Annotated in this window: 22 protein-coding genes; 5 read left to right on the plus strand and 17 right to left on the minus strand. The window is 49.6% G+C overall.

The genetic code is table 11. The features are described from left to right. On the minus strand, window positions 1-738 hold the full coding sequence (locus SPK40_RS16830) for a response regulator transcription factor (RefSeq protein WP_248143131.1): 738 nt from the start codon (window positions 736-738) through the stop codon (window positions 1-3). Between the two features lie 737 nt (window positions 739-1,475). On the opposite strand from SPK40_RS16830, the gene SPK40_RS16835 reads away from it, so the two are divergent. Then, entirely contained in the window at window positions 1,476-1,733 is a 258-nt protein-coding gene (locus SPK40_RS16835) for a hypothetical protein (protein WP_248143129.1), read from the plus strand. 186 nt (window positions 1,734-1,919) lie between these two features. Beyond that, complete coding sequence (locus tag SPK40_RS16840) at window positions 1,920-2,162, plus strand: PnuC protein (RefSeq protein ID WP_330961268.1); 243 nt, start codon at window positions 1,920-1,922, stop codon at window positions 2,160-2,162. A 5-nt stretch (window positions 2,163-2,167) separates the two neighbouring features. Here SPK40_RS16840 and SPK40_RS16845 read toward each other — a convergent pair whose 3' ends face one another. The 7 genes from SPK40_RS16845 to SPK40_RS16875 all read right to left on the minus strand — a co-directional run bounded on the left by SPK40_RS16845 (window position 2,168) and on the right by SPK40_RS16875 (window position 9,696). Next, entirely contained in the window at window positions 2,168-3,175 is a 1,008-nt protein-coding gene (locus tag SPK40_RS16845) for a substrate-binding domain-containing protein (RefSeq protein ID WP_330961269.1), read from the minus strand. Window positions 3,176-3,198: 23 nt separating this feature from the next. Beyond that, window positions 3,199-4,131 (minus strand): ribokinase, encoded by a 933-nt coding sequence (gene rbsK, locus SPK40_RS16850; protein WP_330961270.1) that lies wholly within the window; start codon window positions 4,129-4,131, stop codon window positions 3,199-3,201. 165 nt (window positions 4,132-4,296) lie between these two features. Then, a complete protein-coding gene (gene rbsB, locus SPK40_RS16855; protein WP_248143122.1) occupies window positions 4,297-5,178 on the minus strand; it encodes a ribose ABC transporter substrate-binding protein RbsB in 882 nt (293 codons plus the stop codon). A gap of 73 nt (window positions 5,179-5,251) precedes the next feature. Continuing rightward, window positions 5,252-6,235, minus strand: coding sequence for a ribose ABC transporter permease (gene rbsC, locus SPK40_RS16860; protein WP_330961271.1), 984 nt, complete (start codon window positions 6,233-6,235; stop codon window positions 5,252-5,254). Further along, on the minus strand, window positions 6,232-7,737 hold the full coding sequence (rbsA, locus tag SPK40_RS16865) for a ribose ABC transporter ATP-binding protein RbsA (protein ID WP_330961272.1): 1,506 nt from the start codon (window positions 7,735-7,737) through the stop codon (window positions 6,232-6,234). Before rbsA ends, rbsC begins: the two co-directional genes overlap by 4 nt. Before the next feature lie 25 nt (window positions 7,738-7,762). Then, on the minus strand, window positions 7,763-8,182 hold the full coding sequence (gene rbsD, locus SPK40_RS16870) for a D-ribose pyranase (RefSeq protein ID WP_330961273.1): 420 nt from the start codon (window positions 8,180-8,182) through the stop codon (window positions 7,763-7,765). 440 nt (window positions 8,183-8,622) lie between these two features. After that, the gene (locus tag SPK40_RS16875; RefSeq protein WP_330961274.1) at window positions 8,623-9,696 is read right to left on the minus strand and encodes an alkene reductase; all 1,074 of its coding nucleotides are present in this window, start codon (window positions 9,694-9,696) and stop codon (window positions 8,623-8,625) included. A gap of 116 nt (window positions 9,697-9,812) precedes the next feature. Here SPK40_RS16875 and SPK40_RS16880 point away from each other — a divergent pair, with 116 nt between their 5' ends. Next, entirely contained in the window at window positions 9,813-10,691 is an 879-nt protein-coding gene (locus SPK40_RS16880; protein ID WP_330961275.1) for a LysR family transcriptional regulator, read from the plus strand. 100 nt (window positions 10,692-10,791) lie between these two features. Further along, a complete protein-coding gene (locus SPK40_RS16885) occupies window positions 10,792-11,220 on the plus strand; it encodes a hypothetical protein (protein ID WP_330961276.1) in 429 nt (142 codons plus the stop codon). A 130-nt stretch (window positions 11,221-11,350) separates the two neighbouring features. Here SPK40_RS16885 and SPK40_RS16890 read toward each other — a convergent pair whose 3' ends face one another. The 6 genes from SPK40_RS16890 to SPK40_RS16915 all read right to left on the minus strand — a co-directional run bounded on the left by SPK40_RS16890 (window position 11,351) and on the right by SPK40_RS16915 (window position 16,030). After that, window positions 11,351-11,851 (minus strand): hypothetical protein, encoded by a 501-nt coding sequence (locus SPK40_RS16890; protein ID WP_330961277.1) that lies wholly within the window; start codon window positions 11,849-11,851, stop codon window positions 11,351-11,353. Between the two features lie 184 nt (window positions 11,852-12,035). Next, window positions 12,036-12,290, minus strand: coding sequence for a DUF5676 family membrane protein (locus SPK40_RS16895; RefSeq protein ID WP_330961278.1), 255 nt, complete (start codon window positions 12,288-12,290; stop codon window positions 12,036-12,038). An 18-nt stretch (window positions 12,291-12,308) separates the two neighbouring features. Beyond that, on the minus strand, window positions 12,309-12,770 hold the full coding sequence (locus SPK40_RS16900) for a hypothetical protein (RefSeq protein WP_330961279.1): 462 nt from the start codon (window positions 12,768-12,770) through the stop codon (window positions 12,309-12,311). A gap of 127 nt (window positions 12,771-12,897) precedes the next feature. Further along, a complete protein-coding gene (locus SPK40_RS16905) occupies window positions 12,898-13,251 on the minus strand; it encodes a cupredoxin domain-containing protein (RefSeq protein WP_330961280.1) in 354 nt (117 codons plus the stop codon). Window positions 13,252-13,278: 27 nt separating this feature from the next. After that, entirely contained in the window at window positions 13,279-15,492 is a 2,214-nt protein-coding gene (locus SPK40_RS16910) for a heavy metal translocating P-type ATPase (protein ID WP_330961281.1), read from the minus strand. A 166-nt stretch (window positions 15,493-15,658) separates the two neighbouring features. Beyond that, window positions 15,659-16,030: an NfeD family protein gene (locus SPK40_RS16915; protein WP_330961282.1), complete on the minus strand. Its 372-nt coding sequence runs from the start codon at window positions 16,028-16,030 to the stop codon at window positions 15,659-15,661. Between the two features lie 119 nt (window positions 16,031-16,149). Here SPK40_RS16915 and SPK40_RS16920 point away from each other — a divergent pair, with 119 nt between their 5' ends. Next, window positions 16,150-16,302, plus strand: a complete 153-nt coding sequence (locus SPK40_RS16920) for a hypothetical protein (protein ID WP_330961283.1) — start codon at window positions 16,150-16,152, stop codon at window positions 16,300-16,302. A 730-nt stretch (window positions 16,303-17,032) separates the two neighbouring features. Here SPK40_RS16920 and SPK40_RS16925 read toward each other — a convergent pair. The 3 genes from SPK40_RS16925 to cspE all read right to left on the minus strand — a co-directional run bounded on the left by SPK40_RS16925 (window position 17,033) and on the right by cspE (window position 17,990). Further along, the gene (locus SPK40_RS16925) at window positions 17,033-17,236 is read right to left on the minus strand and encodes a hypothetical protein (RefSeq protein ID WP_330961284.1); all 204 of its coding nucleotides are present in this window, start codon (window positions 17,234-17,236) and stop codon (window positions 17,033-17,035) included. A 15-nt stretch (window positions 17,237-17,251) separates the two neighbouring features. After that, the gene (locus SPK40_RS16930) at window positions 17,252-17,395 is read right to left on the minus strand and encodes a hypothetical protein (RefSeq protein ID WP_330961285.1); all 144 of its coding nucleotides are present in this window, start codon (window positions 17,393-17,395) and stop codon (window positions 17,252-17,254) included. Between the two features lie 382 nt (window positions 17,396-17,777). Continuing rightward, complete coding sequence (cspE, locus tag SPK40_RS16935; RefSeq protein WP_330961286.1) at window positions 17,778-17,990, minus strand: transcription antiterminator/RNA stability regulator CspE; 213 nt, start codon at window positions 17,988-17,990, stop codon at window positions 17,778-17,780. Between the last annotated feature and the right edge of the window lie 75 nt (window positions 17,991-18,065).

Genomic DNA, 18,065 nt, shown 5'->3' on the forward strand with positions numbered 1-18,065 from the left:
TCAATAAACGGGCATACAGAGCTGATAGCCAATTCCGCGAATGGTTTTGATCAGTTGCGGGTTCGCCGGATCATCATCCAGTGACCGGCGCAACCGGGAAATTCTCCGGTCGATCGAACGATCCAGCCCGTCATATTCATAACCGCGAATCTGCTGCATGATCTCCTCCCGGGAAACCACTTCTCCGGACTGCTGCGCCAGCAGGTAAAGGAGTTCAAATTCAGCTGTCGTCAGATCCACCAGCTGATTTCTGAACACAACCGTACGACGGTGGAGATCAATGTTCAGCTCACCGACGACCAGCGATTCCGCCCGCCCTTCACCTGTATCCCGGTGCATGCGCCGTAACAGCGCCCGCACTCTGGATAACAGTAAACGCGGCTGAACCTGCTTGATCACATAATCATCGGCACCGAGCTCCAGTCCCATCACCTGATCAATGTCATCATCCAGCGCAGTCTGCATCAGAATCATGCCTTTGTAGTCTTCTCTGACCTGACGGCAAACATCCATGCCCGACATCCCCGGCAGCATAATATCGAGGATCACCAAATCCGGGTGTTTCTCCAGAATCTGGCTGACGGCTTCCACACCATTTCCTACCGTCAGTACCCTGAATTCATGGGTCTCAAGAAAATCACCGATCAAACAGGCTAACTCCTGATCATCTTCAACCAGCATGATGGTGTATTTTCTGTCATCCCCGCGGACGTGCTGCATTTTTCTTCCCTTTGCCATTCTCTTCTTTCCTGATGTTATCGCAGACCTGTCGCGCACCCTGTGACAGTTTGTGACCGGAATGACTGCAGTGAATCTCACTTCTGCAGATGTTATTGATGCTACGAACAGCCATCAATGAAAAACATTCACCAATGTGATGAATTCACGCGTTTTCATCCGGTTCGAAATCACACATTCATAAAACTCAGCATCAATAATCAGTACAACATTGAAATGGAAGACAAGGAATGGAAGGCCAGAAATAGAAAAAAAATAGAAGACCTGAATAAAAAACAAAAGAATAAAGACAAGTCTGAAAAAACGAATCAACAAAGCCAGAAAATTAAATTCAGCGAACTTCACTAAAATCAGATTTGTCAATCACCCCAAAATATCCGACCAACATAAAACCATACACCCAACCACAATCTAACCACATGATATAAAAACAAATTATAAACAAAACAATTGAGATAAAATACAATCCATTCAAGCCAATAACATGATTCATTCCGGTTGAAAATAGGTGAATCCCCCCTGTTTTCAGCATCACGAATCAGAGTGCCACTTCAGCAACCCATTCCAGTTTAAAACCACGAAGTCTGTCGCAAATGTATCTGCAATCCATGGATATCCACCAACAAATACACCACCATAATGGATTGAATCTAGTGTTTTCATCTAATTCATATCCATAAGAAACCTTCAATATACTTTTTTAAATAATGAATCAGTCAATATCATGGGAGTGATATATGGGAAGCTTTATCTCTCTTTTCATTGGGGCATATCTGGTGCTGGGAACTGTCGCGACACTTTATGCCGTCTTTTTCTTTTTCCTGACGGGGTTAACCATCTTTGATCAGGGTATAAAGAAAATCATGCCACTCCGGTTTAAGTGCAGTTATGTTTTCGTCATGTTTCTGATGATGCCTGCATTTTATTTGGTCTTTATAGAAGAAATTCTGGCATTGCCTCGCTACTACAAAGCTCAAAAACAAAAAATGGCCTGAACCATCGCCCTTCAGAAAATAAAGCAGGACAGGTTCCCGGACACCCGGCCCTGTCCTGCCCGTCTCATCTCCGCCAGTTTTGGTGCAATGCGGTGCTTACTGACAGCGACTCCGACTTTTTCTGAGAAACAGCGGTAGCGTCTATACTCTGTAATCTCATCCACGATGACTGGCAATGGTGAGCGCATGCCTTATTTTCAGTACTATGGCATCGACTGGATCGCAATAATCCTGACTTTTCTGGCGATCTGGCAGATTGGAAATCAGAACAAAACCGGCTTCATTCTGATGATCTTCGGGAATGCCAGCTGGATAGCGGTTGGTTATTTAACCGACAGCATGGCGATGATCATTGCCAACTTCATCTTCTGTCTGCTGAATGTGCGCGCCATCTTCAAATGGTCCAGGGCAACGCATCAGCAGGATTAAACCGCTTAGCCTTCCAGCACCCGCACACTCTGCCGGACCACCAGTGTCGGCTCGAGCTGCACGATCTGCGGTTCAGTGATCTCTTTATTGATGCGTTTCAGCAGCGTTTCGACGGCGGCCTGACCGAGACGGTATTTCGGTTGGTGAATGGTGGTCAGCGAAGGTGTCATAAATTTCGCGATATGGATATCATCGTAGCCGATAATGGAGAGATCGTCCGGAATACGGACGCATTTTTCATTGGCGGCGTTGATCACGCCCATCGCCATCATGTCGTTACAGACGAAAATCGCACTGGGCAAAGTCCCGCTGGCGTACATGGTGTGAAAAGCATCGTAGCCGCCTTCGCATTCGAAGTCGGACTCAATCACCCAGTCACTGCGAAATGCCAGACCCGCTTCATTCATGGCCCGCTTAAAGCCTTCGTAACGAATTTGTGCCTGATGTTTGATTAAGGGGCCGGTAATACAGCCAATGTCCCGGTGCCCGCAATCAATCAGATATCTGGCGGCCAGGTAGCCGCCCTGATAGGAATTATCCTGAATCTTGTCGCTGGCAAAAGACATCGGTCCCCAGTCCATGACCACGACCGGAATATCCGGGTAGCGGTCGAAGACTTCAATCCGCTCCCCTTCCAGCGTCGAGCACATCAGCAGCAGTCCGTCGACCCGCTTTTGCAACAGGGTGTCGATGGAGGCTTTCATACGCTCGTTGTCGCCTTCGGTATTACACAGAATCAGGTTGTAGCCCTTCTGGTAACAGCTGCGCTCAACCCCTTTCACCACTTCGCCGAAAAAAGGATTCGTCGAGGTGGTGACCAGCATCCCGATGGTCTGCGTGCGGTTAATCTTGAGACTGCGGGCTAACGCAGAGGGGGCATAATTCAGCGCTTTTGCAGCATTGTTGACCCGCTCTGCGATTTCATCGCTGACAAAACGGGATTTGTTGATCACATGGCTGACCGTCGATGTCGACACGCCAGCAAGTTTTGCGATGTCTTTCATCGTCGCCATGGCTATCTCCTTCCCTGTTTCTATTAATCAACGATTGCGAAACGCTCTGACAGAAACACATCGACCTCTTCCCGGGTCGGAATCGAGGTTTGTGCGCCAAAACGCGTCACGGAAAGTGCAGCTGCGGCATGGCCAAACTGAATGGCTGATTCTAAAGACATCTCTTCCAATAAACCAGTCACGAACGCACCATTGAAGGTGTCGCCCGCCGCCGTGGTATCCACCGCATCCACTTTGTATCCGGGAATCAGCTGGCCCCGACCGTTCTGGCTCAGCCAGACCCCTTTCGCTCCCAGCGTAATCAGGACGATTTCAATGCCCTTCCGGTGTAACACGTCCGCAGCACGCTGAGCTGAGGCATGGTCAGTCACCATAATCCCGGTCAGCACTTCCGCTTCTGTTTCATTCGGTGTGATCACATCGACGCACGACAACAGACTGTCGGGCAACGCACTTGCCGGGGCCGGATTGAGAATCACATTGGTCTGGTGCGCTTTGGCTTCCTGCGCTGCTTTTTCGATCCCGTCCAGCGGCGTTTCCAGCTGCATCAGCAAAAACCGGGCTTCACGAATCCGCGCCAGATCCGGTTCAATCCGTTCAGCCGTCAGACAATCATTGGCTTCAGGAGACAGACAAATTGTATTTTCTCCGCTGTCAGACACCTGGATCATCGCGATGCCCGTCGGACAGTTCGGCTGCATTTTCACACCGGCGGTATTGATGCCGTCACACTTAAAACGTTCCCGGATATGAATGCCGAACGCATCGTCCCCGATGCAGGCAATAAAGCCGGTATCAGCCTTTAACCGCGCAGCCGCCACAGCCTGATTCGCACCTTTTCCGCCAGGAATCACCTGATAATCACGTCCCTGTAACGTTTCGCCCGGACGGGGAAAATCGGGCACCCGAAGGACATGGTCCGCATTCACACTGCCTAAAACCACTAATTTATTCATAGAGTTATCCTGGAACATACTGTACCGACCCAAACACAAGGCTTTGCCATTTGTGGAAAAGACAAAGCGTTATATTCAACGCACGTGCTGCCCGCGTGCAGTCTCCGCCACTTCAGCGGCGCTTTGTGGATTGGATCCCCGCTCACACGGGGATCACATGCAAGATTACTGCTTCGCAACGACTTTCAGTGGTACCGGAATGTACTTTTCAACTTTCTCGCCTTTCAGGACTTTCACTGCCGTTTCCACGCCCAGCGCACCGATTTGATCCGGCTGCTGTGCAATGGTCGCTGCCAGCTTGCCGCGGTTCACCGCCGCGATGCCGTCATCTGTACCGTCAAAGCCGACAATCATCACTTGCTTGCCTGATGCCTGAACCGCACGCAGCGCGCCCAGTGCCATTTCATCATTCTGCGCAAACACAGCCTGCACATCCGGGTTCGCCGCCAGCAGGTTTTCCATGACATTCAGACCTTTGGTCCGGTCGAAGTCCGCAGGCTGGCTCGCCAGCAGATCCATCTGACTGCCTTTCACCGCTTTCATGAAACCCTCGCCGCGTTCACGGGCCGCAGAGGTTCCGGCAATGCCTTCGAGCTGAATGACTTTGGCCTGCTCACCGACTTTTTCCATGATGAACTTACCCGCCATTTCGCCACCGGCCACGTTATCCGAAGCAATATGGCTGACCACCTCACCCCGGCTGGCACCACGGTCCAGTGTCAGGACCGGGATATTGGAGCGGTTCGCCATGCGAATCGCATTCGATACCGCATCAGAATCCGTCGGGTTGATCAGAATAGCCTTAACACCGCGAATGGTCAGGTCTTCCACATTCGACAGCTCTTTACTCGGGTCATTTTGCGAATCCAGCACAATCAGGTCGTAACCCAGCGTTTTTGCCTTCGCTTCCGCACCGTCTTTCATGGTCACAAAGAACGGGTTGTTCAGCGTGGAGACCACAATCGCCAGCGTGTCCTGCGCCTGAGCAGACACAGAAACGGTCGAAGTGAGCAGTGCAGCAGAAATCAGGGTTGCCAGTTTTTTCATTGTTATGATCCTTTGTGTAGGGGGAGCCGGTACACGTCACCCGGCTCTCTTTTCATGGGTAAATCCCGAGGATTTACTTGTTTTTATTGTCCACCAGCACAGCCAGCAAAATCACAACTGCTTTGGCAATCATCTGGTAGTAAGAAGACACATCGAGCAGGTTCAGGGCGTTATTCAGGAAGCCGATAATCAGCGCACCAATCAGAGTGCCCATAATCCGGCCCTTACCGCCCATCAGGCTGGTGCCGCCCAGCACCACAGCCGCAATGGCATCCAGTTCGTATCCCATGCCCGCCGTCGGCTGTGCCGAAGACAGACGCGAGGTCACAATGATGCCCGCCAGCGCAGCCAGCAGGCCACAGATGGCGTAGACACCGATTTTCACCCGGTCCACATTGATACCGGACAAACGGGTCGCCGACTCATTCCCGCCGAGCGCATACACATAGCGGCCAAAGCGGGTGTGATTGAGCAGATACCAGGCCGCCGCGAACACCACCACCATCAGCCAGACCGGCACAGGAATGCCCAGCGCATAGCCCGTGCCAAACCAGGCAAAGGCATCAGCCGTATCGGTAAAACCGGTCGAGATCGGACGTCCATCTGTGTACACCATGGTGACACCGCGCAGCAACGTCATGGTCACTAAGGTGGCAATAAAGGCCTGCACCTTGCCTTTGGCAATGATGATCCCGCTGACCGCGCCCAGCGCAGCTCCGGCAAGCAAAGCCGTCGGCACCGCAATCGGGACCGGGACTTCCATCGCAATCAGACTGGCGGCAAACGCGCCGCACAATGCCAGCACCGAGCCGACACTGAGGTCGATCCCCGCGGTCAGAATGACCAGTGTCATGCCGACGGCAATGATGGCGTTGACCGAGGTCTGGCGCAGAATATTGAGAATGTTATCCGCGGTGAAAAAGTTCGGATTCAGAAAGGACACCACAACAATCAGAAACAGCAGGGCAATCAGCGATTTCTGCTCAATCAGCCAGGCTTTGCTGAACCGTTTTTTCTCGCGGGCTTCGGTGGGTTGACTCAAGGTTTTGGTACTCATGCTGCTTCCCCGTTAATCAATTTGCCGACAGCGCAGGCCAGCAGTTTTTCCTGATCGGCATCTTTTGCATCAAATTCGCCGCTGATCCGGCCTTCATGCATCACCAGAATCCGGTCACTCATCCCGAGGACTTCCGGCATTTCGGAAGACACCAGAATGATGCTCATGCCTTCGTCTTTGAACTGATTGATCAGCTGATAAATTTCTTTCTTGGCACCGACATCGACGCCCCGTGTCGGCTCATCCAGAATCAGAACTTTGGGTCGGGTCATCAGGCCTTTGGCTATCGCCACTTTCTGCTGATTCCCGCCCGACAGATTGCCGATGATCTGATCCCGGCCCGGTGTTTTGATGTTGAACAGACGAATAAAGTCATCCACAGCCATCACTTCGTCGCCATGCTGAATCTGAATCCCTTTGCTCAGTTGCGCCAGTGCACACAGAGACATGTTTTCTTTCACCGACAACCCCAGGACCAGACCATCGCCTTTGCGGTCTTCCGAGATATAAGCGATGCCATTGGCCAGTCCGTCCTGCGGGCTGATCGGATTGATGGTTTTGCCATTCAGGTTGATCACGCCCCGCTCGCTTGGCAACGCACCGTAAATCACCTTCATCAGCTCCGTCCGGCCAGCCCCCATCAAACCGGAAATCCCCAGAATCTCACCGCGTTTGAGGGTAAAACTCACCTCATGCACACCGGAGCCGGTCAGGCCGATCACTTCAAGGCAGGTCTCACCATGTTTGACCGCAATGCGCGGATACTGCTCTTCCAGTTTGCGGCCGACCATCATTTCAATCAGACCGTCTTCATTGGTGTCTGCCACCCGGCATTCCCCGATGAATTTGCCGTCCCGCAGCACGGTGATGTCGTCACAGATTTCGAAGATTTCTTTCAGGCGGTGCGAGATATACACAATGCCGCAGCCTTGTGCGCGCAACTCATTGATTACCGCGAACAGAGAGGCGGTTTCGGTATCCGTCAGCGCGTCAGTCGGCTCATCCATAATGATAACTTTCGACTCGAACGACAGCGCCTTGGCTATCTCCACCATCTGCTGTTCACCCAGACTCAGGTCGCCCAGTAAGGTTTTCGAGCTGTGTTTCACATTCAGCCGGGCCAGCAACCGGTCGGCTTCATCGTACATCCGGCCCCACAGAATCCGGCCCAGCGGACCGGTGAATTCACGACCGAGAAAGATATTCTCGGCAATCGTCAGTTCAGGGATCAGGTTCAGTTCCTGATGAATAATACTGATGCCCGCCTGCTGAGAATCACGTGGCCCTTTGAAAGCTGCGGTTTGCCCCTGATAGTGAATGCTGCCCGCGTCTTTGCTGTAAATGCCGGTCAGCACCTTCATCAGGGTTGATTTCCCGGCGCCGTTTTCCCCCATCAGCGCCATCACCCGTCCCGGATAGACGTTCAGGCTGGCTTTATCCAGTGCCTTCACGCCCGGGAAGGCTTTTTCAATCTCACTGAGTTGTAAAATGGCTTGCGTCATACGCCGTCCTCAATGGTTGCTGTGGTCAGAACACCACACCGGCCTGAAAAATCACGTTCGCATACGGGGTGCATTCCCCGGTCCGGACCACAGCCCGGCTCTGGTGCGTCCGTTGCTTGAAGGCTTCGTGAGACAGGTAGGTGACAGCTATGTCGCGGCCAATACGTGCCTGCTCTTCCTCAAGCAACCCCATCAGCGACTGATGAAGCGCCGGACTCACCTGCTGAAACTCCTCTGCCATCACCACGCCTTCAATCTGTGATTCAGACAACAGTGTGCGGACAGTCTCAATGAAACCGGGCACGCCATGCGTCAGCGCCAGATCGATCCGCTGCACCTGATCCGGCACCGGCAACCCGGCATCACAAATCGTCACTTCATCGGTATGCCCCAGCGTCGCCACCAGATAGGACAACTCGGCATGCAGGAGGGTACTTTTTTTCATGCTTCAACACCTTTCTTGGCCCGGTTTGGGCCTTGCTCAAACCTTGATTAGACAATCCAGGCTTCCCGTAATGAAATCGTCGGGAAAAACTTCTAACGTCGTCAAAATATCGGTTTATCTGCCCAAAATAGGCAGTGATGTGTTTTCTGTATCCTGTCTTTTTTATGATTGGGAAAACTCATCGAAACGTTTCGATTAATTCTAATCCACTGAGATTTCTTTGCAGCAGGTGAAAAGTTGAACTGTGATTGGGATCGTCAGATCTATCAGTAGCAGAAGTAAAAAGGTGATCTGAATCGCGGTGAGCCTGATAAGAAAAACGGACATTTACAAAAAAACAGCAGAGGCGTTTTCGCCCCTGCTGATGTGGATGATATGCATCATGAATTTGCAGATTCACCTGCAAGCCCTCCATCTGGGCCAGCGCCGGACATCTGAGCTTACGCAGAAGCCTCAGCAGTCAGCGTCGGATAGTCGGTGTAACCTGCCGCACTGCCGCCATAGAAAGAAACCGGATCTGCATCATTCAGCGCGGCACCGGTTTCAAGGCGCTCAACGAAATCCGGATTGGCCAGAATCATCATGCCGTAAGATTCCAGATCAGCCAGACCCGCATTGAGATCACTGCCAATCTCATCCCGCGGCCGGCCCGGACGGTTCAGGATCAGCGTGTGCTGCCAGATATCCCGGATGTCACGGATCAGCGGCTCATTGCCCTGATGCATGATATGCAGGTAAGCCAGCCCCAGTTTGTTCAGTTCTGCGACCAGATAACGGTAAAGCGCCGGGCCTTCGCTGCCCTCATCAATTCCCCAGATGGTGGTGCCCGGTGACAGACGGATCGCCGTTCTGTCGGCCCCGATTTCCTCCGCAATAGCCGTAGCAACCTCAATCGCAAACCGGGCACGGTTTTCTATCGCCCCCCCGTATTCGTCGGTCCGGGTGTTGGCACTGGGTGCGAAAAACTGCTGAATCAGATACGCATTGGCCCCGTGGATCTCCACGCCGTCTGCACCGGCTTCAATGGCACGACGCGCAGCGAAGCGGAAGTCGGCAACGGTCTGACGAATCTCTTCTGTCGTCAGAGCACGGGGAACCGGAATATCCTGCATGCCGGAGACCGTAAACATTTTTGTCTGCGGCGAAATCGCCGATGGCGCGACACCCGGACGATGATGCAACGTATTGTCCGGATGCGACATCCGGCCCGCATGCATCAGCTGAAAGAACACATGGCCGCCCTGCGCATGAATGCCAGCGGTGACCTGTTTCCAGCCCGCCACCTGCGCATCGGTATAAATCCCGGGGGTGGCGAGGTAGCCCTGCCCATCATCGGAAGGCTGCACGCCTTCAGTCACAATCAGGCCGATACTGGCACGCTGGGTATAGTACTCGGCGGTCAGTGCTCCGGGCGTTCCGTCCAGGTTCGCCCGGGAACGGGTCATCGGTGCCATCACAAGGCGGTTAGATAAGGTGATTCGGCCTAAACGGACCGGTGCAAATAACTGGCTCATGGTTCACTCCCGCAGCAGATGCTGCTCACTCATTTTCGACCCAGTCATCATTAACCAATTCACATATGGAATAAATATGATTAAATGGAAATCATTGACCCATTAATGGAGCAATCATGACGGGATTACTGAACGATATGGCGCTGTTTGTAGAAGTGGCAAATGTCATGAGCTTCCGCAAAGCTGCTGAGATCACAGGCGTGCCGAATTCGACGCTGTCCAGACGCATCAGCACTCTGGAACAAGAAATCGGCTTACGTCTGCTGCACCGGACGACACGCAAGCTGGAACTGACAGAAGCCGGCAAACTCTATTACGAACGCTGCAAACGGATTGTGGCGGAGGCCAAGCTGGCCCATGAACAGTTAGGGGATATGCTGGAACACCCCAGCGGTTTGATCCGGGCATCGCTCCCGGTCGATTTTGCCGTGACTTTTCTGGCGCCGTTGATGCCCGAATTCATGCGCCGCTACCCGGACATCACCTTTGAGTTTGACCTCACTTCCCGCAAAGTGGATATGGTCACAGAGCACTTCGATGTGGCGATCCGGATTGGTGAACAGGAAAGCTCCAATCTGATTGCGCGGAAACTGGCAAGCCTGAAGGGTCAGCTGTATGCCTCGCCCGGTTATCTGGATCGCTTTGGAGAACCAGCAACACCTGCAGAGCTCACGCAGCATGAATGTCTTCATATTCTGAAGACTGACACATGGCAAATGAGTGACGGCTCAGAAACGATTGACGTGCCGGTCAGCAGCAAGTTCATTCTCAATAACATCGGAATGATCCGAAGACTTGCCACCCTGGATCTGGGGATCATTCTGATGCCGGAAGAAATTGTGGCCGAAGATCTGAAAGCTGGCCGACTGCGCCGGTTATTGCCCGGCTGGCAGGGCGCCCCCACCCCGATTTACGCGATGACTGAAACCCGGTTGCTGCCTGCAAAAACCCGCTGTTTCATTGAATACGTCCGGGAATGTCTGGCGCAAACATAACAACCAAACCGAGCAACCAAACGGCGCAACAGACAAGGCGATAAACAGCTGAGCCATCTATACTTCTCACTGTTCAGAAGCAGAGCGATGAGGTGCAGTTATGCTGAAATTCATCGGAAAATCATATCATTACCTTGTGCTGATTTTCGTCGTCACATTTTCCGAATTCAGTCTGGGTGCAACGGCTCAGTTACTCGACGGAAAAACCTTTACAGGGCCAACTGGCATCGTGGGTCAGTCGGCTGAAGAACAGGAAGTGCTCACGTTTAATCACGGCGAACTTTACTCCGAAAGTTGCGCCCCCTGGGGCTTCAAAAGCGGCGCCTATACCCTCGAGCAGCAAGGTGAGACACTGTACTTTACGGCCACCACACTGAGCCCGGACAACGGTAAAATCGTCTGGCGCGGTAAGGTGAAAGGTGATGCCATTGAAGCCAGCTACATCTGGACCAAAGAACGCTGGTGGTGGAAAGATGCCCGGCAGGAAAAATGGTTCAAAGGGACACTCAAAACAGATGGGGTGAACTGAAATACTGACGAGCTAATCTGAAAATATGGCAGGTACAGTGTCGCTTCTTGTGCCTGCCATACGACGTTGTAATATCTGGCTAGATATGGTGAAAAATAAAAAAGATTGTTATTTCTTCATCCCTTGGCACTTAATGACGATGACTGTCTTTCGTCAAATGTTCGAGATTGTCGAGCGCACATTCTTCGCTGTAATGAATCAAGCCGCGTTTGATGTTTTCTAATATTCTGCCATCTAATTGAACTGCACAGTTTTCAATTGCTTCTTCAATCGTATCCAGAGAAATTTCCAACAAATCGTATATTACAAAGATATCTTCTTGCTCAAAATCAACTGATTTTATACCCATCAAAGATTTCAGCCCCCCCTCCAAGGTTTTTTTTAAATCCTCGTCGATTGTCTCATGAAGGCGTATTCGCCGCTTTTTCAACACGACCTGATTTTTTTGTTTTGGCGCTAACCCGTGTTGCGGATCACCAACATACAAGTGAGGATGAGCTTTGAACCGTTGGAGACACTGGGTTGAACAAAAATAATGTTTCACACCCTGAAAGTTCCAAGCCAGTGTCTTGTTCACCTCCGTCATATGGCAGACGGGGCAACACATTATATATCCATCAGATTCTCTCACTTCAATCACCTCTCTGGTTACATCACAAGACCGAATACTGCATTGCCGTTGATGTATCTGAGGGAATTAGAAAGAAACAGTTTCTGTCAGCTTCACATCACCTACCTTCAGTCGCGCGTGTCAAACTGACGTCCATCAATATCACAATGCCAATCATTTTTGCCTGATGAATCATTTGATTAACTTATTGCAAGCGATTATAAATCGAAGCCAACAGCCAGCCAGCACCTCCCACAATCACAAACCAAGCAACCAGTCCCTTGACGACGCCAGCCCATGTCAAATGCCAGCCAATATCATCCAGTCTCATATGAACCATGTCACCAGACATTGACATCATCATCGAAGGCATGGCCATCACCAGCACACTGCAAATAATCCAAAACACAGAGGCAGTAATGGCACAGGCTATCCCGAACTTAAATGCATTTATCTTCATCACTAAGCCAACCCCAGCTTATTCTTCGTCATGCATCCCTCCACGATCACGATGATCCTGAGCTTCATGCTCTCTCATCTGCCCCATCATCATCTGCATCATCCCCATGCTCTGGTTCATCATGCCCATGCGTTCATTCATCATTTCCATCATCTGATCCATGTGCATCATGTCTATGGACTGATTATCTCCAGACCCCAGATTCATCATATGCATGCCCTGCTGAAGCTGCTTCATGTGTTCCTGCATCAGTTGCTGTCGCTTCTCAGGATCTTTCTCACTGCGTACTTGATTCATCGTTTCACGCATTTTTTCCAAATATTCGTGCATCGCCGTTATCTGCTCATGATCCATCATCATGCCACTTTGCATACCACTACCGCCCATTCCCATACCACTATTGTTTTGAGAACCACCAGCAGCGAATGCCATAGAAGCGAGAAGCGGGGAAATTGTTATCAGGTACACAAGCTTATTCATCATTGTCTCCTTCAAAGATTCAGGATTACCTACTGTGAATATAGAACGCCATTGCGGTTTCGATTTGAAAAATTACCCCTGACAAATTTCAGACAAGAACACCTTTTAAAGCTTTGTCCTTATTGCTTTATTGCACAATAATCTGCCCACGATACATTTGCATTTGGCAATGAAACGTATACTCACCAGGTTTTAGTGCGGGAAGCGGGATAGATTTCAATCTATTAAGAGGTAGTGTGTCGCTGATTTGCAGTTCAGGGATCAGTACCGTTTCCGAGCAGGGCGATTGATCCTTGCGCATAAACTTCAGGTCTATGGGGGTTCCGGCAGGCAGTTTTATCCGTGATGGTGTATAGATTCCGTTTTCTACAACTATCACCAGTTCGTTTTTTCCCAGTTCGGTTTCCCGGGGCTTATACAGCCAAAACCACCATATAATGAGTGCAATGAAGAGGAAACCTGCAATGTTAATCAACAGCATGACGTCTTTCTCCTGACGGATGAAACGTTAATGTTGATGCACCTGAAACAGACGCAGCCGATTCGCATTTGTGACCACAGTCAGCGATGAAAAAGCCATTGCAGCTCCCGCAATCACAGGGCTTAGCAACAAGCCAAAAAATGGATACAACACACCGGCAGCAAAAGGCACACCAGCCATGTTGTAGATGAAAGCGCCAAATAGATTTTGTTTTATGTTACGCAGCGTTGCTTTGCTGACCGCAATCGCATCTGCCAGTCCATGCAGCGAGCCACGCATTAACGTGATATCCGCACTTTCGATGGCAACATCAGTCCCCGTACCGATAGCAAACCCCACGTTCGCAATCGCCAAGGCTGGGGCATCATTAATGCCGTCCCCAGTCATACCGACCACTTCACCTTCCATTTGTAATTCCTGAACTTTACGGGATTTATCTTCCGGAAGTACTTCAGCAAAATACTCATCAATACCAGCCTTTTCAGCAACCGCTTTTGCCGTCGCCTGATTGTCACCCGTCAGCATCACCACACGAATACCATTGCGACGCAAGCGTTGAATCGCGGCAACGGAATCTTCTTTGATTGGATCAGCAACAGCAATCATCCCTGCCAGTTGATGATTCACAGCAAAATACATCGGGGTTTTCGCCTCAGCCGCCAGCGCCTCAGCTTTTTCAACAAAATGACCGAGTTCGATACCATGCTCGCGCATCAGCTTTTCATTGCCTAACAGCAAGCGCTTCCCTTCAACTTCCGCCTGCACACCGTGGCCAGTAATGGCTTGAAAACGGGTGAACTTACCGGTCTCAATACCACGTTCATTGGCAGATTCCACAATTGCCAGAGCAAGAGGATGCTCTGAGCCAGACTCCATCGTGGCCGCTAACTTTAAAACATCCTGTTCGTGATACGATCCTGTCACCAAGACATCCGTGACTTTCGGTGAGCCCAGTGTAATCGTGCCGGTTTTATCAAGAATCATTGCACTGATTTTCGAAGCAGTTTGTAATGCCCCACCGTTACGAATCAGCACACCCGCTTCAGCCGCTTTACCCACCCCCACCATCACCGACATGGGCGTCGCCAGACCCAATGCGCAAGGGCAGGCAATAATCAATACTGTCGTTGCTGAAACAACGGCATAAGCCACTGCGGGTTCAGGCCCAAAATTCAACCAGACGAGTGCGCTCACGATCGCAATCATCATGATGACAGGGACAAAGTAAGCGGCAATCACATCGGCAAGCCGACCAATCGGAGGCTTAGAATTTTGCGCTCGTTTGACCATTTGAATGATCTGCGCCAATGCTGTGTCCTTGCCAACCCGGGTCGCCTTGAAAAGAATGGAACCTGCTTTATTAATTGTCCCGGCAACAACTTCATCACCCTCGGCCTTTTCCACAGGCATCGGTTCACCTGTCAGCATAGATTCATCCACCGCGGTATGACCCTCGATTACCTCACCATCGACAGGGATTTTTTCTCCCGGGCGTACACGCACGACATCGCCAAGCAGCACTTGTTCAATCACGATATCTACCTCTTGACCATGACGAACCACCCGTGCAGTTTTTGCCTGAAGACCAATCAATCGTTTGATCGCTTCTGAGGTACGTCCTCTCGCCTTGATTTCCAGCGCCAGCCCGAGATCAATCAAGCCAATAATCATCGCTGTAGCTTCAAAATAAACATGACGTGCCATCAGGGGCACAACGTCAGGAAAGAATACGACCACCATGGAATACAGCCAAGCCGTCCCCGTACCCAAAGCAATGAGCGTATCCATATTCGCACTGTGATTTTGAAAGGATTTCCATGCGCCGAGATAAAAGTGCCTGCCTGACACGACCATGACGCCCATCGTTAACAAGCCCACCACAAACCAAGCCGCCCGCTCCATAGTCGTCGCCACGGTCATCTCGCCAACAAAAATACCGTAAGCCATCAAAGGGACACCGAGTGCAAGTGCGATAGCCATTTCCCACATCAGACGCTTGTAATACGCCCATTCGGCTTCTTCTCTTTCTGCCAGCACATCGTCTTCAGAACCACTCAGTGCGACTTTCGCTTGATATCCCGCCTTTTCGACCGCCTTGATCAAGTCTTCAGCGGAGACATTCCCTGCAACAGATACCGTTCGTTCTGCCAGATTCATCTCCGCTTGCTCTACACCCGGAACATTTTTCAACGCAGATTCAATTTTTTCGACGCAACTGGCACAGCTTGCACCTTCAATCATCAGTTCCTGATGTTCTGTACTGCCATCCTGGCTTGAGCCATCATCATGAATTTTACGAAGATCTCCCCTTCTCTCTCCTGAAGAGAGTTTTCATGAGAAACGCTGTCATGAGAAGAATTGTCACCCTTTTTCACCGAAGTCATCACATCACTCCAGATTGAGTTGGTCACGTCTGGTCAGCACCATGCCCTGTCATTAACTTTGGCCCGACCCGATGTATATGTAACGTCACGCCCTGAACCGAGACCACCTCCACTTGCTCGCCCAGTTGAAGTTCCTCATCTGAGAGCGCATTCCAAAGCTCATTGTGCAAATAAACCCGATAAAAACCGAATTGCCATCCTTTAATAACACCTACTTGGTGCAGCAGTGTTTCTGAACCTGTGACGACGGGTAAATGCATCGCACGAAACGCCAGTAAGTAAATCACTATCGAAATCATAAATATGACGCTATACACCGGCACGGCAAACGATAGTGGCGTCAGCCAAAATAACGGCAAAGCAAGAAAAGGAAGGGCGAGCAGGAGGTGGCACATCAGTCATATCACTCACATATAAAGCTTTAAATGAAGTATAGCTTTACAGGCAGATGAGGTCGGCTGGTTCACTATCAGCGAAAATCAGCAAGGTTTGTCCTCTGAAACAACAAGGCAAGATGCTTTACCTGACCGCCACAAAACTGAGCCCGGACAACGGCAAAATCATCTGGCGCGGTCAGGAGAAAGGCGATGCCATCGAAAACAGCTACATTATGGACCAAAGAACGCTGGTGACGGAAAAATGCCCGGCAGGAAAAATGGGACTATAACGTCCATTGCCTGCCATTTTTGATCGTGCTATATCGATTGGTAATGAGCAGAACAGGCTCAATCTTGATGTATAAAGGGGCTAAATATCATGATTTACCTGAGACGGACGAGATTGGCATTCAGATTCATCGCGCCCATATTCATCGCACGCATTACGCCAATAACAGGGGTCAGGAAAGACTAGCTGATTAAATGACCTGGATGATTCAAAGGAATTATGTTTGATTTCAATTCATGTTATGAATTGTCACCTTTAAATGCAGTCCGTTTGCCTGTCGCTCATTACAGGCACAAAGCGTGCCCAGAATTGCCTAAGATTATTTGATGTTGGCCGGACTGGTCGTAGACGCTCCCGGCGCCGACCACCTAAAAATTCATTCATAAATTTTTCCCTGGGAATGGAGAAACTTAGCTTCTCACTCGTGATTAGACATAAGTGAAATTAAATTTCAGCACAAAGTCATCCATTTCGGAATCGTTAGACTTAGCCAAATGTGGGAACTGATTTTGTTGTTAGCATTAACGCCCTATGATATGGCGTTGGCAACGCGGTACCAGTCAAGATAGAAATGTCTAGAAAATCTAATGTGGACATATGAGAGTTACTGGGTAATCAAACAACACGACCACAATCATAACGTTGAATTCTAGTTCTTAAAATCTAAATGGTGATGATGCAAATAAGGCTACATCTGTACCCACAAAAGATAGGATACAAATCAAGCACAACTACTGATGTGAATTGATGAAACGTTCGGCGTTCGCGAAGAGGCTATCACACTGTTTTTTCTTTTTCGCATACTCAGCAGTGCCTTCCTCCAAGGAATCAAGAACTTCTTTCGCTTTATGGTATTCCTCGACCATTTTTGAAAATCTTTCTTCGAAATCGCTTTTTCGCATTTTTTTGCCAACTTTTTTTACTGGTTTTCGCATAACGTTCTCTTTCCATCAAAAGTCTAATAGTTTTTTCTGTTCACGCTCTAACAGAATATCTTCGATTTTTCGTCTTATCTGGTGAATCTTATTTGGATTGTCGCCTTTGTCATCATGCTTATCTTTACGCGATTTACCACTAGGTGATTTCTTTTTCAAGGTTTAGCTTCCATTTCTGATTGAAGGTTAAACGTCCCTAAACTTAATCATTGAGAGTCTTTAATTTTGCCAGTGTTAGTCAACTCATAAAATGAAAAATTCGAATCAAAGAACCTTGTATGAACTCTGGATGATATATGGCGTTTTAATACATCGCTATTTAGCTTCGGTATAGTGGCAGACCAAGAGGTCTCGGTACAATGAAGGTGGTAATTTACTGTGAACAAACAGTTTTTGTCATTTTGATATTTTCTGCCCGAGAGCGATTTAATACCAATGCAACAGTCAATTGCCTCTTCGGTTCATATAAATACTTACCAAACATTGAGCTAGAAAGATCTCGCCATAATAAGAAAACAAACGAAATCTTCCTAAAGATCCACTAAGCTAAAGTAACGTTCGTAGCTTGTGGGCCTTTTCCGCCATTCTCTACATCAAAAGCTACTCTTTGGCCTTCAGCCAACGTTTTAAAACCGTCTGTAGTGATAGATCTGAAGTGAACAAAAACATCAGCACTACCATTATCTGGAGCGATAAAACCAAAACCTTTGGCTTCATTAAACCATTTTACGGAACCAGTTGTCTTATTTGACATATATACCTCGATACATTAATACATTAAAAATAAAAGCTACTAAATCAGGAAGAAGAAAAAGGTATCGCAGGCTAA

Origin of the sequence: Photobacterium sp. 53610, from assembly GCF_036409375.1 — a bacterium.
GTDB lineage: Bacteria > Pseudomonadota > Gammaproteobacteria > Enterobacterales > Vibrionaceae > Photobacterium.